General features: G+C 36.5%; 16 protein-coding genes and 1 pseudogene. 6 read left to right on the forward strand and 11 right to left on the reverse strand.

What is annotated here, in order from left to right; translation table 11 throughout:
- Nucleotides 1-50: 50 nt before the first annotated feature.
- The 3 genes from HHU08_RS18890 to HHU08_RS18900 all read right to left on the reverse strand — a co-directional run bounded on the left by HHU08_RS18890 (nucleotide 51) and on the right by HHU08_RS18900 (nucleotide 3,663).
- Nucleotides 51-1,076 carry a LacI family DNA-binding transcriptional regulator gene (locus HHU08_RS18890; protein ID WP_101729238.1) on the reverse strand — a complete coding sequence of 342 codons (1,026 nt, stop codon included), beginning with the start codon at nucleotides 1,074-1,076 and terminating at the stop codon, nucleotides 51-53.
- A gap of 275 nt (nucleotides 1,077-1,351) precedes the next feature.
- Nucleotides 1,352-2,689 carry an ISLre2 family transposase gene (locus HHU08_RS18895; RefSeq protein ID WP_100525934.1) on the reverse strand — a complete coding sequence of 446 codons (1,338 nt, stop codon included), beginning with the start codon at nucleotides 2,687-2,689 and terminating at the stop codon, nucleotides 1,352-1,354.
- A gap of 614 nt (nucleotides 2,690-3,303) precedes the next feature.
- Nucleotides 3,304-3,663, reverse strand: coding sequence for a winged helix-turn-helix transcriptional regulator (locus HHU08_RS18900; protein WP_016202472.1), 360 nt, complete (start codon nucleotides 3,661-3,663; stop codon nucleotides 3,304-3,306).
- Between the two features lie 174 nt (nucleotides 3,664-3,837).
- Here HHU08_RS18900 and hxlA point away from each other — a divergent pair, with 174 nt between their 5' ends.
- Nucleotides 3,838-4,470, forward strand: coding sequence for a 3-hexulose-6-phosphate synthase (hxlA, locus tag HHU08_RS18905; protein ID WP_101729239.1), 633 nt, complete (start codon nucleotides 3,838-3,840; stop codon nucleotides 4,468-4,470).
- 4 nt (nucleotides 4,471-4,474) lie between these two features.
- Complete coding sequence (gene hxlB, locus HHU08_RS18910) at nucleotides 4,475-5,032, forward strand: 6-phospho-3-hexuloisomerase (RefSeq protein ID WP_101729240.1); 558 nt, start codon at nucleotides 4,475-4,477, stop codon at nucleotides 5,030-5,032.
- Between the two features lie 69 nt (nucleotides 5,033-5,101).
- On the opposite strand, the gene HHU08_RS18915 is transcribed toward hxlB, so the two are convergent.
- The gene (locus tag HHU08_RS18915) at nucleotides 5,102-6,016 is read right to left on the reverse strand and encodes a glycine-rich domain-containing protein (RefSeq protein WP_169189038.1); all 915 of its coding nucleotides are present in this window, start codon (nucleotides 6,014-6,016) and stop codon (nucleotides 5,102-5,104) included.
- Nucleotides 6,017-6,277: 261 nt separating this feature from the next.
- Complete coding sequence (locus HHU08_RS18920; RefSeq protein ID WP_040343070.1) at nucleotides 6,278-6,859, reverse strand: class D sortase; 582 nt, start codon at nucleotides 6,857-6,859, stop codon at nucleotides 6,278-6,280.
- A 512-nt stretch (nucleotides 6,860-7,371) separates the two neighbouring features.
- Here HHU08_RS18920 and HHU08_RS18925 point away from each other — a divergent pair.
- Entirely contained in the window at nucleotides 7,372-8,073 is a 702-nt protein-coding gene (locus HHU08_RS18925; RefSeq protein WP_016202477.1) for a YoaK family protein, read from the forward strand.
- Between the two features lie 387 nt (nucleotides 8,074-8,460).
- On the opposite strand, the gene abc-f is transcribed toward HHU08_RS18925, so the two are convergent.
- From abc-f to HHU08_RS18940, 3 genes and pseudogenes are all read right to left on the reverse strand, one after another.
- The gene (gene abc-f, locus HHU08_RS18930; RefSeq protein WP_169189039.1) at nucleotides 8,461-10,347 is read right to left on the reverse strand and encodes a ribosomal protection-like ABC-F family protein; all 1,887 of its coding nucleotides are present in this window, start codon (nucleotides 10,345-10,347) and stop codon (nucleotides 8,461-8,463) included.
- A gap of 302 nt (nucleotides 10,348-10,649) precedes the next feature.
- On the reverse strand, nucleotides 10,650-10,787 hold the full coding sequence (locus HHU08_RS18935) for an RAxF-45 family protein (RefSeq protein WP_169189040.1): 138 nt from the start codon (nucleotides 10,785-10,787) through the stop codon (nucleotides 10,650-10,652).
- A gap of 230 nt (nucleotides 10,788-11,017) precedes the next feature.
- Nucleotides 11,018-11,227, reverse strand: a pseudogene (locus tag HHU08_RS18940) (gfo/Idh/MocA family oxidoreductase); the annotation flags it as partial.
- A gap of 79 nt (nucleotides 11,228-11,306) precedes the next feature.
- On the opposite strand from HHU08_RS18940, the gene HHU08_RS26005 reads away from it, so the two are divergent.
- The 3 genes from HHU08_RS26005 to HHU08_RS25530 are packed head-to-tail and all read left to right on the forward strand — an operon-like array spanning nucleotide 11,307 to nucleotide 12,700.
- Complete coding sequence (locus tag HHU08_RS26005; RefSeq protein WP_016205489.1) at nucleotides 11,307-11,618, forward strand: transposase; 312 nt, start codon at nucleotides 11,307-11,309, stop codon at nucleotides 11,616-11,618.
- 11 nt (nucleotides 11,619-11,629) lie between these two features.
- Nucleotides 11,630-12,529 carry an IS3 family transposase gene (locus HHU08_RS18945; RefSeq protein WP_040344397.1) on the forward strand — a complete coding sequence of 300 codons (900 nt, stop codon included), beginning with the start codon at nucleotides 11,630-11,632 and terminating at the stop codon, nucleotides 12,527-12,529.
- Between the two features lie 45 nt (nucleotides 12,530-12,574).
- A complete protein-coding gene (locus HHU08_RS25530) occupies nucleotides 12,575-12,700 on the forward strand; it encodes a hypothetical protein (protein WP_263479876.1) in 126 nt (41 codons plus the stop codon).
- Here HHU08_RS25530 and HHU08_RS18950 read toward each other — a convergent pair.
- The 3 genes from HHU08_RS18950 to HHU08_RS18960 all read right to left on the reverse strand — a co-directional run bounded on the left by HHU08_RS18950 (nucleotide 12,695) and on the right by HHU08_RS18960 (nucleotide 16,285).
- The gene (locus tag HHU08_RS18950) at nucleotides 12,695-13,843 is read right to left on the reverse strand and encodes a Gfo/Idh/MocA family protein (protein WP_235678826.1); all 1,149 of its coding nucleotides are present in this window, start codon (nucleotides 13,841-13,843) and stop codon (nucleotides 12,695-12,697) included. The genes HHU08_RS25530 and HHU08_RS18950 overlap by 6 nt on opposite strands.
- 109 nt (nucleotides 13,844-13,952) lie before the next feature.
- Nucleotides 13,953-15,689 (reverse strand): beta-galactosidase, encoded by a 1,737-nt coding sequence (locus tag HHU08_RS18955; protein ID WP_328823043.1) that lies wholly within the window; start codon nucleotides 15,687-15,689, stop codon nucleotides 13,953-13,955.
- Between the two features lie 182 nt (nucleotides 15,690-15,871).
- Nucleotides 15,872-16,285: a YesL family protein gene (locus HHU08_RS18960; RefSeq protein WP_169189041.1), complete on the reverse strand. Its 414-nt coding sequence runs from the start codon at nucleotides 16,283-16,285 to the stop codon at nucleotides 15,872-15,874.
- Nucleotides 16,286-16,314: the final 29 nt, after the last annotated feature.

Consider the following 16,314-nt stretch of genomic DNA (forward strand, 5'->3'; position numbering starts at 1 on the left):
TCTCCCTTTCTATATCTAGTTTCTGTTTTATTACCACTTTAAGGCTTGTATTACTCCGCCGCTTTACAACAAGAGTTTCTTTCCACCATTTTCGCCGGCACTGTAATTCGCTTCGTTACCGAATTTGGATACTTTATATCATCTAGTAAGCATTTTGTAGCTTCGACACCAAGCTGAAAAATATTAATATCAACACTTGTCAACGATGGCTTCATATACTTCCCTGTTGAAATATTATTAAACGCTACTATGGACAAATTTTCTGGAATAGATATAGATAGTTCCTCGGCATAGCTAATTAACTTTATAGCTATAAAATCGTCAGAGACAACAAGTGCTGTCGGCCGATTCTCTAAATTCAATATCTCAGTAAGCTTTTCTTTTGTTCGGCCAGCTAGCTCCTTGTCATAAATAATCAGTTCCTTTTGATAGGCAATTCCATTTTCCTTCAATGCTTGTTTAAAACCTTTCAAACGGTCAATTGTAAAAACCATTTCCATATTTGCGCCAATAAAAGCAATTTCTTTGTGGCCTAATTGGATTAAATGCTCGGTAATTTGTTTTGTAATAAACACATTATCATTGTCAACAAATGTAATTCTTTCAGCATTTTGATACGGTCTACCTATGACCGTAAACGGAAATTTATTGTGTAACAGATAATCCATAATCTGATCATTGGTTTTACTATATAAAAGAATAATTCCATCTACTCTTTTTCCCTGTACCATCTCGACTACTTCTTGCAGTATTTCCTCTTCAGATGCCCCAGTTGTCAAATAAATCCCAAACTTGCTTTTTCTTGCCTCTAGACTAATTCCTCTTAGTACTTCTGGAAAGAACGGGTTTTCTAACACTCTTTCCGTTGAATGTGGCATAACAATACCAATGGTTTTCGTGCTCTTTACAACTAAACTTCTTGCTTGTAGGTTCGGATGATATCCTAGTTCCTCCATTGCTTCTCGAACTTTGCGCTTTGTTTCATCACTAATTTTAGGATGATTTGCAAGTACTCTTGAAACTGTGGAGGGAGAAACATTTGCTAATTTACCAACATCTTTAATGGTTACTACCATATTTGCACCTCCATCATTTTTAGCACTATTATGGTAAACGCTATCATTTACTATCAAAAAAATTATATATTTATACACCTTTTCATGCAAACGATTGCACTAACATATGTAGAATATACCATAGGAAAAAGTTAATATCAATAATAAATTAAACTTGGATTGAGTCAAGTTTTTGTGGGAGTTTTTTTAGCTCCCTTTTTTATAAAGTAAAACCTCTAAGTTTGTATCCGCTTTCCAATTGGTTTTGTTCTTCCAACTGTTGATTCTCTCATTTTTTAAAAACCTTTTAATCCCTGTAAGGCAAAGTGAACGGGTTTTCCAATCGCTTGATTTAAGTATGGCATGTTCTGACGCACGGTTTCTGTTACTAATTTTGTGGGTATTTTTCTTTTCGGTCGATGCTCTTTCTTTGATTTTTCCGTGGCTTTTTCCCATTTTCCATATATCGTTTGGATAGATAGATCATCCTTCAACCCAATCCACAAACGTGCCATGCTCATGACGCCTTTTTTGCTCCATGCTCTTCCATTTTTTAATCGTTTGGCTAATTGATTCATCATTGCTTCTGCACTTCCCATTGGACGATACGCTGTCGTGTCCACGCCTTTCTCCTGTAACCAACTACGGTAATCTTTTATGGTTTCCTGATGATGCGTTAAAAAGCCGAGGAAATGCGCTAGTTTTTCTTCTTCTTCTGGTGTATCCATTGTTCCTACTGCGCTATTCAACTCTAGAAGTAATGTTTCTACCTGGTAGTTTTTTAACGCTCTTTTCATGTAGCGGTATCGAGGATGGCTCTTCATTAGTTGCTTCATCGAACGAGCGACATGAAAACGGTCCATGGTGAAAAAGGCGCGTTCCCGAAAATACTCCCGACATGCCGTTATCCAGCCTGCTCCATCGCCATTAATAATAAGCAAGGTTTGGGTTGGATCATACGCATAATGATTCTGTAAGAATGTTTCAAAAGCTTCCCAAAAGGGTTCTTTTTCTTCATAGAGAAAATGCCTTTTATTTCGGAGCCTGACTCGCTTTCCGTTTTCTTTCCATCCCTCATGTACAGCGGCGAATTTCAACTCCCATCCACGCTTTTTCTTTTCTTGACTCTTCACATATAATCCATCTACTTCGACAAACAACACCTTTTGAAAAGGACGTTTTTCCTTAGCGGGAAGTACGCTTGTATGAAGAAGATGTTGCCGTAATGCTTCGTGGCTCATCGCCGAATAGCCTAAAAATTGTTCGAACGTTTCCACCGCCTTTCGATAGGAGGAACCATTTGTCGCTAATTCTAGCCCCCATTCTTCTAATAGTGGACTAAACCCTTTATTCCCTTGAAACTGTAAATAATGATCTAACAGACAAATATATTTTTTGGTTACACGATCGAAATAATAATTACGCTTCAGCTCCACTGCTCCAAACGCTGTATCTACTCGTATTTCTCGTTTATCTCGTAAAGCAAATCTTCTTTTGTCTCGTTGCTGAGCAATCTCTAGATCCCAATTTTCTAATGTTTGAACAAGGATTTCTTGAAAGGTCATTTGTAGTGTTCGAAATAAAGTTTTTTCCAATTCTTTTAATGATGGCATTTTTGTGTTACATTGATTCATGAGAGCCTCTCCTTTTCGTAGTATTCTAGTCAAACTCTACTTTACAAAAGGAAGCTCTCTTTTTTAATACTTAATTTTTTCCAGCTACCGCGCTTTCGCTTGGTGGCCTTTTTGTCTAGTTGGGGGACGAGTCCCCCAACTAGACAAAAAGGATATTTATTCTCCCACAAACATTTTACTCATACTTAAACTTGAGGAACAAGAAATCTAAGGTTAAATATTGAGGCTGGGACATAAGTATTCCAGCCAAGGATAATTCCGAACAATTATACGAAGATGCTAATGAATGTTCCGTATAATTGTTCGGGCTTTTATTTGTTTTTCAAAGGATGTTTCCATGAAGTTTGGTGCGATTCCCCGCAGCCGGAATACACTTCGCTTTCCATGGGGCTCGCGCTGAGCCGCTTCGGCCTGTGGCCTGCAGGGTCTCAGACTGTCTCGCTAATCCCATAGGAGTCTTCGTGTATTCCGGCTGCTCTGTTTTTCCAACTAATTATATTTCCTCTTGTAAAAAGTATGCGAAAGCAGCCGCTATTTACTAGCTATATTAGAAATTGTTCGTCTTTACAGAGTATCTATTTAGTTATGTCCCATCCTCATCGTTTCTTCCATGATTACAGTTCCTTTATCACAGGAGGATTCTCTAGTACTGTATCCATATAGTTTTTTCCCCAGCTATACATAGCATCTAATATAGGCATGAGAGATTCCCCTTCCTTTGTTAAGGAGTATTCCACTTTTGGTGGGACAACAGGGTAGACAACTCTTTTTACAATATAATCATTTTCTAATTCGCGCAATTGATTCACAAGCATACGTTGTGTTATCCCAGGTATCAAAGCTTTCAATTCTCCAAATCGCTTTGTTCCTTCCTTTCCCAAATGCCAGAGAATAAGCATTTTCCATTTTCCGCCTATTATGCTTAAGGTCAGTTCTTTCTCACAATTAAATTCCTTGCCTGCCATTCGTTCCAACAAAAAACCCCCTTCAAAAGATACTAAGTATACTTTTTAACACTATATAAAAATAAAGTGCGTACTTACTTAAAAGGATTATAAAACGTATAATGACGATTGTACAGAAATTAACCATATTTCAAAAACATCTAAGTGCCATACAAAACTTAAAAAGAAAAGGAGCAAATCAAAATGAAATTACAATTAGCATTAGATTTAGTTAATATCCCACAAGCAATTGAGGTTGTTTCACAGGTTGAACAATACGTTGATATCGTTGAAATTGGAACTCCTGTTGTAATAAACGAAGGACTTCATGCTGTAAAGCAAGTAAAAGAAGCGTTTCCTAACGTGTCTATTTTAGCGGACTTGAAAATTATGGATGCAGCTGGATACGAAGTAAGCCAAGCTGTTAATGCTGGTGCAGATATTGTCACAATTTTAGCTGCTGCAGAAGATGAATCCATTAAAGGCGCTGTTGCAGAGGCAAAGAAACTTGGCAAAGAAATTCTTGTAGATATGATCGCTGTTAAAGATATTAAAGCACGTGCGCAACAACTTGATGAATTCGGTGTTGATTACATTTGCGTTCATACTGGCTATGATTTACAAGCTGTTGGCAAAAACTCTTTTGAAGATTTAAAAGCAATTAAAAGCGTTGTAAAAAATGCAAAAACTGCTGTAGCTGGTGGAATTAAATTAGAAACATTAGCTGAAGTTATTGCTGCACAACCTGATTTAGTTATTGTTGGTGGAGGAATTACTAGCCAAAAAAATCTAAGTGAAGCTGCTTCTAAATTTAAAGAACTAATTGCTCAAGGATAAGACTATGAAAACAAGCAATTATCTGGACCAAGTTATTCTCGAAATATCTCAAGCTGGATCACTTATTGCAAATGAGGATTTAGAAATGCTAGTTGAGCATATTCTTCATTCAAAAAAAGTTTTCGTCTATGGAGCTGGACGTTCTGGATTTATGCTTAAAGCATTTGCGATGCGAATGATGCATATGGGAATTGACGCTTATGTGGTAGGAGAAACGGTTACTGCAACCTATGAAAAGGGCGATCTTCTTATCGTAGGAACAGGTTCTGGAGAAACACGAAGTATTCTTACCATAGTGGAAAAAGCAAAAAACATCGGTGGGAGGATTACAGCTCTTACTATTTCTCCTGATTCTACTGTTGGAAAATTAGCTGATCAAGTTATTAAATTGCCTGGTTCTCCAAAAGATAGAGGAAAGGAAGAAGCAAAAAGCATTCAACCAATGGGTTCCTTATTCGAGCAGTTACTCCTAATTGTCTTGGATAGTGTGATCTTAAAATATATGGACATAAAAGAACTAGATTCCAATAAGATGTATGGAAAGCACGCTAATTTAGAATAATATTTTTTCATATAATAAAAGGATAGATAAAAGCATTTTCTATATGCTTTCTCTATCCCTTTTACCTTTTTAATCAGAACCCCCACCACAGCTAGAACAGGAGCTACCTGATGCGCAAGAGTTATCGGACGAACAAGAATTACAAGAGGAAACTGATCCAGATCCACAGCTTGTGCAGCTTGACGAATTACCATTGCTCCTGCTCATATAACTTGAAAATTCCTCATAATGAAAATAAGAAACGGACAAAAAAGGAACTAGCATGGAGTTGAATTTTTGTTCGCTTTTGCTTTTTTTCATTCTGTCATAGATAACGCTTTTTTGATAATCTCTTACCTTTTTTACTGTTTTTTTCATGGATGCGATAAGTGCAAGTACCGTATTTGGATATTTCGTATCACTTTTAAAATATAGGTTAATCAGTTCATCTTCTGATAAATTTTTAAAGTCCTCAATAATAATTGGATGGACAGGATGCCGGAAAAAACCATTATACAAATAGATATTCTCTCTTCGTATAAGAAAAAGCTCTGCATAAACCCAATCAAAGAATCCTCGCAAATCGGAATTAGACTCTACCTTGACATTAGGGCTGTGATGTAGGGTAGTGCCAAGATATTTCCTGGAAAAATCATCGTATTCACGAGTGAACATGAGCATTTGATGCCATAATTCATCGACTTTCTTACTAAACATTGGTGACTCTTTTAGAACGGATGTTAAAACAAAATAACGTTTTAAATCAAGCAAACGCCATTCATATTCATTTTCTTTTAATCTATTCTCTCTCCTTACTCTCTCTTCTACATTTTCCATGTAACTTCTTGTAAGGGAGCGTTCTAGATTATCATTTAATTTTTTTAATCCTTTAAGTGGCTTTATCTCTAATACTTTAGGAGATACACTAAATTTAAAGATGAGTTTTTTGCGTAAAAATAGAATAAACCAAATAATAATAACCGCAAGTAAAAGTAACCATGCCATCCAACTTCTCCCCTTCCTATTAAAAACAAAAAATTAAATAAAGTTATTTACCTTGGTTATTACTATTACGATTTTCATTATATAAATTTCCATCTTTACATTTTTTTAATATTTAGCAACACTGATTATTATTCGAAAGGTTACAAAGATAGTTCGCGATATAAAAAAAGGTACATCACTAATAATGAGTGATGCACCAATAAATACTATTTGTGACATTTCAGTTGATTTTTACAATAATCGATCTTTATTTTTAGCTCTTTACATTCTTTTTGCATAAATAATATAACGCTGTGGAGCATTTCCTACAAATCGGAAAGGATAACATGTCGTTAGTATAAGTTCTTCTTTTGAATCATCTAATGTAATTATCGATCGGTCATCTGCTTCTACTATTTTAGTCGAAGTGATTTGATAAGAGAATTCACCATAAGGTAAAATAATTTTCAGCTCGTCCCCGATTTCTAATTCTCCTGCTCTCCTAAAGACCGTATCTCGATGACCGGATAAGACAATTTGTCCATTTTCATCGGGATAGAAACTGCCTTTATAATGGCCGACTCCTTTTTCAAGATCATCTGGGTCGGTACCTTCTACAATTGGTAACACTCCATCGATCTTCTCAATTTCTAATAGTCCTACTGCATCGCCAATGGGTGGTACAAATCGTTCACTTTCTTTATCCACCCATTTTTCATTTTCCTTGTTGTTTATGGCCGCCTTAGCTTCTGATAAAGAATTTTCCGTTTGTGCTTTTGTGTCCATGATATTCCAAACACCATAACCAATAAAAAGCACTCCTCCTACTATAAGTAGAAGAGATAACCATTTAGTCCACTTCATATTATCTTATGCCTTTCTTCTATTATTTGTATAAAAAGCCATAATTCCTATATTGAACAATAACAATCCTGCTATGATTAAATTGTAAGTCATTGTCGCAGTATTTGACAATAGATTTCCTTTTCCAAGCTCTGACTGTTTTACCGTATCTTTGTTGTTAGGCAAAGATTCTTCTTTTTTTTTATCAAGAGTTTCTGTATTCCTTTTTGTTTCTTCTGCTCTATTACCCCTTTAATAGAAGCAAGGTACTATATAAAAATAACTGACTAATGTAAAATCCACACTATCTTTTTGTAAATTTAATTAATGGAATGGAGATATTTCGTTATTCTGAAAAGAAGTTTCCTTAAGGAAACTTCACTATTAGTAGAAAAAAGAGGAAAAGCTATTCTAACAGCTAATTTAAAAATTCGGTTTTTGTTCAAATTATCATGAAGTTATTTATGTTAAGATAGTTATGTTTTCCTAGCACTTATTCAGGAAAGAATTATCCTGCAAGGAGAGTAATATATATGATTGATAAAATTAAACCGATCCCTTCTTTATCTTCCAACTCCGTATTCTTAGCAGCTTTATTAGGGATGGTTGGCGGTTTTTTAGATGCATATACATTTATAAGCAGAGACGGGGTATTCGCTAATGCACAAACAGGGAATATCGTGTTATTCGCGGTCAATGCGGCAACTGGTGAATGGAAGGAATCGCTTATCTTTATTCCTCCACTCATTGCTTTTATATTAGGAGTTTTAGTTTCAGAAATTGTAAAAATTCCTTCCATTAGGGAAATCTTGCATAGCTACCGACGTTCCATCCTTATTCTAGAGTGTATTGTCTTAATTATTGTCGGCTTCTTGCCAACATCTGTACCGAATATTATTGTTACAACTAGCATATCTTTTGTGTCATCATTACAAATATCTACCTTTAATAAGCTTGATAAATGGGCGTATAATTCGACCATGACTACTGGAAATTTACGGACTGCTACTCAAGCTGCTTATGCTGCATTTACAAAGCAAAGTCAAGAAGCAAAGATTCAATTTAAAGAGTTTTCCATTATTATCGGCTCTTTTTTATTTGGAGCACTATTAGGCACATTTACTACAACACAATTTGGCAATAAAGCCATATGGGTATCTGCCTTCATCTTAATTATCGCACTAGCCCTCTATCATAAAGACAAAGGTTATATACGCAAACGTTGTGTATCATAATGAAATAAAAGGGGCTGGGACATAAGTATTCCAGCCAAGGATAAATCCGAACAATTATACGAAGCTACTAATGAAAGTTCCGTATAATTGTTTGGTTTTTTATTTGTTTTTTTAAAGGATGTTCCCATGAAGTTTAGTGCGATTACCCGCAGCCGGAATACACTTCGCTTTCCATGGGGCTCGCGCTGAGCCTCCTCAGCTTCGCCTCCGGGGTCTCAGACTGTCTCGCTAATCCCACAGGAGTCTTCGTGTATTCCGGCTGCTCCGTTTAACCAACTAATCATATTTCCTCTTGTAAAAAGTGTGCAAAAGCAGCCACATTTACTAGCTAAATTAGAGATTGTTCGTCTTTACAGCATATCTATTTAGTTATGTCCCAACTTCTTTTTACTTTTCATTTATTCGTCCATATAGTTCCTCCCACTTTCTCTCGAGCTCTTCCTTCTCAGAAAATAACTGCTCCAATTTACCCCATTCTGACTCCTTTTTCATTCTTGTTTCTAATTCTGTTATCTGTTTTTCTAATACATCTAACTCTTTTTCCCAATAGGTTTGCTTAAATGTTACTTCTCTCTTTTGGTCTTTCGAAACCACCGGCATTTCCTTTTTTGATTTTGCAGTAGTGATTACTTTCCCCTTTATCCGTTGCCTTTCCTTAGACTTTTCTCGGGCATACGTATAATTCCCTTCAAAATAGTGTAGGCCTTGGGATTCAATCCAATAAATCTTTTGAAAAAGCTTATTTAGAAAATAACGGTCATGGGAAACAGCAAGTATTGTACCATCAAAATCCTCTAGTGCCTCTTCTAATACTTCACGAGAATCAATATCTAAATGATTCGTTGGCTCATCGAGGATCAACAGATTTATCTCTTGATGCATAAGCTGTGCCAAACGAAGCCTCATTCTCTCTCCACCACTTAAATTGGAGACTTTTTTGAAAACGGAATGTCCGTAAAATAGAAATTGTGCCAAGATATGCCTCGCCGCTCCCTCTGTCACCTGCACTTCATTGCGAAATGCTTCAATCACTGTTTCTCCTTCCATTTCTGCCAATACATGCTGAGAAAGATAACCAATTTTCACATTACTTCCTATCCTAATCTCTCCTTCATCTGCTTCCAGCTGTTGAAGAATCATCTTTAATAAGGTTGATTTTCCAGTACCATTTTCTCCAATGATTGCAGCTCTATCTCTATAGCTAATCCGCATATGCACATCATTAAATAAGAGTTGTTCTCCGAAGCTTTTGGATACATTGCGAAGCTGAATAACATCCTTTCCGCTTCGCTCACTTGCTTCCATTTCAAAATTCATTTTTTTCCTATTAAGAATAGGACGAGATAACTTCTCCATTCTCTCTATCGCACGCTCCATATTTCTCGCACGTTTATGAAGTCCTTCATTAGGTGGGTTTGCCCGATTTGCCCACTCGCGAAGGCGTTTAATTGCTTCCCTCATTTTTTTGATTTTCTTTTGCTGTTCCTCATATGCCTGAAATTCTTTTAAGAGTCTTTCTTCCTTTTCCTTCGTATAATTGGTGAAATTAGAATAATAGGTAGTTACTTCCCCATCTTCTAAATCAATGACTTTCCCGATAACTTCATCTAAAAAATAGCGATCATGGGAAACGACTAAAATTGTACCATCATATTCCTTAAGATATTTCCCAAGCCACTCTACTGCCATTAAATCCAAATGATTTGTTGGCTCATCCAGTAAAAGAAAATCAGGTTCCTTAAGAAGAATCATCGCTAGACCAATCTTTGTTTTTTCTCCGCCACTCAATGCTCCATACTTTTTTGTAACTAAATGCTGGATAGTTAAGCCGTTAACAATCTTTTCAATCTTTGCATCTATTTCATATCCTCCAGCATTCGTAAAAAATTCCTGCAATTTACCATACTCATCTATTAATAGCTGTAATTGCTCTGGGGTATTGTCTCTTGCCATTTCTTGTTCGAACTGCTTCATCTTTTCCTCTAAAGTAACGAGACTTGAAAAGGCCCTTTTTAAAACTTCCTTAACCTTTAATGATTGCTCAAAGTCAGGTATTTGCTCCAGATATCCAATTTTCAGTCCTTTTTTCCAATGAATTTGTCCTAAATCAGGAGCTTCCCTTCCTGCTATAAGGCGAAATAATGTTGTTTTACCACTTCCATTTCTACCAACCAATCCAATTTTCTCCTTTTCTTTAATCTCAAACGAAATATCTTCAAAGATGGAACTTCCTCCATACATTTTCCCTATATTATTTACACTGCAAATAATCATATTACCGCTCCTTTTATTATGATTATCTCTTTTCCCCTCCGTCTGTAATGGACAGTTTTGTCTACACAAAAAAGCCATGGAAAACAAGTTCTCCATGGCACATTATTTTTTAGAAAAAGTTCATTCACCTTTTCATCAAATATAAATACCTCTAAATGTACAATTAGAAAGATGCGTTTGCATAAGCATACGCGACTTCCTTCTATAAAAAATGACTATTCCCTTCATTTAAGCCATTTAAAAAGGAGCGCATGAAAATGCACTCCTTTAACCGTCCATATAGATGTGGGTAAGAGATGTTTTCACTGTTTTAGTTTGCTATTTAGTTGTTTAAAAAAGGGCATACTTATCCCGTTAACAACTACCATCGCAAATTTTGCACGGTTAATATAAAGGCTTTCCATCACATAACCTTGCACTAAAACAGTTGAACTTAACATCCTTCCCACCTCTTTTCTTTGTAAGATACTTTTATTATATCGTCTTTAATCTTTTCACACAAGAATAATAACAAGAAAAGTCATTACTATTCGAATCTATCGACTTTTCACATAACTATACATATGTCAGCTCATCGTACTGAGAAAGTAGGTCCGACTATTCCAAATACAAGACCTTTCAAATTTAAAGACTATTTGCAAATCCACTCATCATTTATACCTTCCCGTTACTAAAATTTCACTAACGAATCTAACTTCACAGGTCTTCCTGTCTTAATAGAAATATTCCCTGCGATTCCCGTTAAAATGGACTTTACTCCATCAATATGAGTAGCTGCCCGATTAAATCGATCCTCGATTAGCTCTCCAAATATATCCCGAAGCAGCACTGGATCGCCTCCACCGTGTCCACCTTCTCCTTCTTCTATATCTACCTCATAACTCATAAGCCCCAAAATGAACTTGGACAATAAGAGTAATATTTATTATACTGCTTAATGTACCAAGGAGGCTGACATCATGAAACGAATAAAACATTCTAAAGAATTTAAATTACAAGTCATCAAGGAAGCCCAAGACACAGGGAAGAATACCCTTGTAGCTCGCCGGTATGATCTGAATCCCAATATGGTTAGTCGCTGGGTTCGTGAATACAAAGATGGTAAATTTGGTGAAGTAGATGTGGCTGTGCTGCCAGATATAGACTCCAAAGAATTATCCAAAGAAAATGAAAAACTTAAAATGTTATTAGGTGAAAAAGACCTTGAAATAGCGATCCTGAGGGATCTTATAAAAAAGAAAAACCCTCACTTGCTGAAAAGCATGAAGTAGCTAACAAATGGATTCAAAAAGGCTACTCGATTTCAAAGGTGCTTAAAATCATAGGTATTCCTCGATCCACATACTATTATCAAAAGAATTATCGTGTTGAGGAGAAAAAAGTAAGTGAGGGACGTCCAGCACCAGGTTATTCGATCCAAGAGGACGGTCAAAAGATATCAGACGAACAGATTAAAGAATTTCTACTAGAAGAGATTGCCGGTGATTGCTATAACTATGGTTATCGCAAACTCACTAAGGTCTTAAGGCGAAAATACAAACTTAAAATTAACAAGAAAAAAGTATACCGGATTTGTAAAGAATTGGGCATCTTACGCCCACAGCGCCAAAAGAAAGTCTCATACCCTAGGAAACTAGCAAGAAATCGCATTATTACAAGATCTAATCAGCTATGGGAAGCTGACATTAAATATGGCTTTATCGAAGGTGAGGATCGCTTTTTCTTTGTCATGTCCATCATCGATGTTTATGACAGGGGCATCATTACCTATCATATGGGATTAAGCTGCACTGGAGATGATGTCAAACAGACACTGAAAAGGGCATTATTAAAACGCCAACAATATGATGAATTGGAAAAACCTGTAATCCGAACAGACAATGGACCGCAGTTTATTTCCCATACTTTTGAAAAGTTTTGTGAAGATTCCAAAATTGAGCACGAAAGAATTCCACCAAGAACACCAAATATGAATGCTCATATTGAGTCTTTCCATCGCATTTTTGAGGACGATTGCCTATCCAGATGGCAGTTTGAAACCTACACAGAAGCATATCAAGAAGTCATGAATTTTATGGAGTTCTACAACGAGAGACGTATGCATTCTAGTATACTAGATTTGTCACCAAAGGAATTCTATCAAAAACAAGATTCATTGGTGATCAAGGAGGTTCGGGTGTAATGGATGTATTCATTCAAAGCATCAGCTTGATTTGGAGTGGCGGGCATGATAGCCTCGTTCGGCGATGCCAATGTTGTAAAACAGCTGGCTTCTTGGCAGGAGAATCATGCCCGCAGAGGCTCCATGTCAAGCAACATGGCCTTTTTGAAGAATAATGAAAGAAATCTATAAAATAAAAAACTGAGGAAATGAAAGAATAAGAGAGTTATTGTCCAAAATTCGGGGGTTAATCCGATAAGGCTTACCTACTATTGGATGAACAGTAAGACTCATTGAGGAAAGTGCACCTTCTTCCTCTTTAGTGCCACCAGAATTAACATACGATGTTTCCACCACTTTGACTTCGATTCTCCCTTTTGTTCCATTAAAAGCAACATTAAAACCTTCCCATGGTGCATAAGCATGTAGGGAATAAGTTAGAATAGCTTTATTTTTAAACTTAGCAATTAGCCCTAACGTATCTTCCGTGCTTATCCCATCACCAAAAACGCTTTGGTCGCGTTGATAGCCATCTTCTTTCTCTGCATGAAGATACATTTCCCTTAAATGTTCGTTTTCCTCTAACTGTAAGGCAAAATGATCCGACTTTGCGTAATCATTTCCATAAGCTCTTTGATAAAACTTAGTTTCTCCTCTTTTCTCTGCGTTTTCTCTGCCATAAAACATTAAGTCTCCCATAGCCAAAACAGTGTCTGGATAGGATTGCAGCCAGAAATTCACAAGATCAAAATGATGGGTTGATTTATGAACAAGTAAACCACCGCTGTTGCGTTTGTCTCGATGCCATCTTCTAAAATAGTCCGCTCCATGTTCTGTATTAAGCAACCATTCAAAATGAACCGCATGCACATCTCCAATAACCCCATCTTCAATTAATTCTCTGATTTTTGTATTGTGCGGGGCATAGCGATAGTTAAAGGTAACCCGCAGCTTTCGATTCGTCCGTTCAACTGCCTCTAAAATCGATTGCGCTCTTTCTTCATCTATAGTCAATGGCTTTTCTGTAATGACGTCACACCCTAATTCCATTGCCTTTATTATATATGTATGATGGGTCCGATCCATTGTCGTAACAATACAGTAATCTGGTTTCAGCTCTTTGAGCATTTGTTCAAACTGATCCGCTTTATAAGTAGGAACTGATTGATAGGAGTACTTTGTTTCTAATAAATGATTAGCATAATTCATCCTTGTTTGATTGATATCACAAAAGCCTACTAAATCTGCAGTATCTCTAAAATCGCGTGCTATAGCTCCATAGAAAAACTCCGCACGTCCTCCAGTTCCTACTAGGACATATATTTTCTTAGTCATGCGTATCCTCCTCCATTTAACCTTTTATAGTAATAGTATTTTCACAAAGATTGTTGCCAGCATCCCCGCAATATTTTTTTAACACCCCTATAATAAATAGGCTCGAAAGTTAAAAATCGTACTTTATTACTCTATAATCAAACGGCGGAATTTCATATGTCCCACTTACTAGTTTTTTATTACTTCTCCATTCCATCCTATTTTCGGGAACGGTAATTTCGCCTGCTTTCCCATTCATATTTACTGCAACCCAATAAGTAGCATCTTCTCCGATTCTCGGAATAAGAACAGTACCCGATGTAGTTTCCATTTCTCTGTTAATAGCAGCTTCTTTTGCATAATGAAGGATTAACGCTTCTATCATTTTCTCTCCCTGTTCACCAAGTGGCAAACTACCAAGCATGACAATCTTGCCTCTACCTCTTTTCGTCTCTTTTATAAAAGAATAGCCCGCACCTAGTCCTTCCTTGATTACTCCTATATTCTCTCCTTTTTTGGTATCAAAAATAGTACTCCATAAGCCTAATTCGGCTGTTATACCAAATGCTTCACCAAAAGTATTAGTTCCATCTAACGGATTCGTAAATAATGTATCTACCTCTGCAAGTTTTTCTAGCTCTCCAAGTGCGCAATCTGTATGAATAGCATGTTCACCGCTGCGTCCTCCAGTTAGCGGACCTGCTATCCAAATCCCTCCATTCTCTACAAATGCTTTCGCCTTCTGTATATATTCATCGGAAAGATAAGGGATAAATGGCGTAAACAATAACTTATACCCATCTAATTCTGCTTGTTCCATGATTATGTCTCGGTAAATTCCTAATGAAATAAATCGTTCATAAAAACCAGTTAAAATTTGTTTATACTGAATCCCATTAAATGGTTCTGTTTGAAAATAAGCTTTTGCCCGGTCCGAATAACAAATGGCCACCTCTGCTTGCATCGGCTTTGAAGAAAGAAGCAAAGGTTCTAATTCCTTCCGTACTCTTTCTACTTCTAATACATTTTGATACCCAATCGTCGGTTTTCCCCATGCGCTAATAACAGATCCATGGGTAATCTCACAGCCTGTACGCTGCTGTCTCCAAAGCCAGTAACAAAAGCCTTCTGCTCCAGCTGCATAGGCATACACTGCTTCAGCTTGTAAATATCCATCTGGATGTGGTGCTGCATATCTTTCAAGGGAAGCACTAAAGGAAGTACTTGTTTCCATCAGCCAAAAAGGAGTATCTTTCTTTATATTTCTATACAAATCACATAGCATAAAATAGGAGCTGGCATTTTCCTTTACTGCATATGTATCAAACGATGCAAAATCAAGATTTTCAAATAGTAATGCCTGATCCAAATCAAAAAAGACTGTGGCATTATGTGTAATGGGTACATCTGAGTAGGAACGAATAATAGCGGCTTGTTCTTTAGCAAACTCCGCTATTTTCTCATGTGTGAATAATTTATACATTGTTTGCAAGGAGGCATTGTGCAAAAATGGCGTTGTACTAGGCTGCGGGATTTGCTCAAATGATTGATAATATTGGCTCCATATCTGGGTACCCCATGCTGTATTTAACTGTTCAATTGTTTTATACTTGCGCTTTAACCAACCATGCCATTCGGATTTACAGGTATCACAATAGCACTCTCCAACATGGCATTTAAATTCATTATCTAGCAGCCAAGCAATTACACCTGATAGTTTCCCTAAGCTTTTGGCAAGAGCCTCTGTAATAATAGCAGCTTTCTCACGAAAATAGGCATTATTTGTGCAAACGTGCTGTCTCGCTCCATGGCTCATAATAGTCCCATTTTTATTTACATGCATTCGTTCAGGATGTTGATACGACAACCAGATATGAGGAAGTTGTATGGGTTATAAAGTATTTCTCTCCGTCCAATGTCTGTATTTGGTAGCCAACCTTCGTATTCGGAAGATACGGAATTTTTTCTATCTCATGAAATAACCCATTATAAAAAAATTGATTGTTTCCACTGCTAATCATCATATTACTAGTCATTATATTATATACTCTAATAACCTAAGATCGTAATAAGTGAAGACAGGTAGAAGATAAAAAAAGTAGTACTAACAGACAGAAACAAGCCAAGCATAACGAAAAGCAAAAGTGTTGTATTTCCTTCAAAAGTTCCGATAATCCGAAAATCCAGATAAAATAAAAAGAAGGTAATGGCAAAAATTATTCCAAGAATATTGCCTTTCCACCAATCTTGCTTATAGCTATTCCAAAAGACAGGAAAAATACGGATATCGGTTTCCCCATTCACCCATTTTTTTGTCACAGCAAACATTGCGATACTTGCTGGCATCCATCCGAATAAACCTAAGCCTAAAACAGTAAAGCAGAGCCATAGTATATTTACATAAGCCAGTCGTGTTACCCATTCGCAAAACTTATAGACGCCATTTGATAAAATGTGTACCAATCTCCCATCTCCCTTATTACTTTTTTTAT

Source organism: Niallia alba, from assembly GCF_012933555.1.
In the GTDB taxonomy this organism is placed as follows: Bacteria; Bacillota; Bacilli; order Bacillales; family Cytobacillaceae; genus Niallia; species Niallia alba.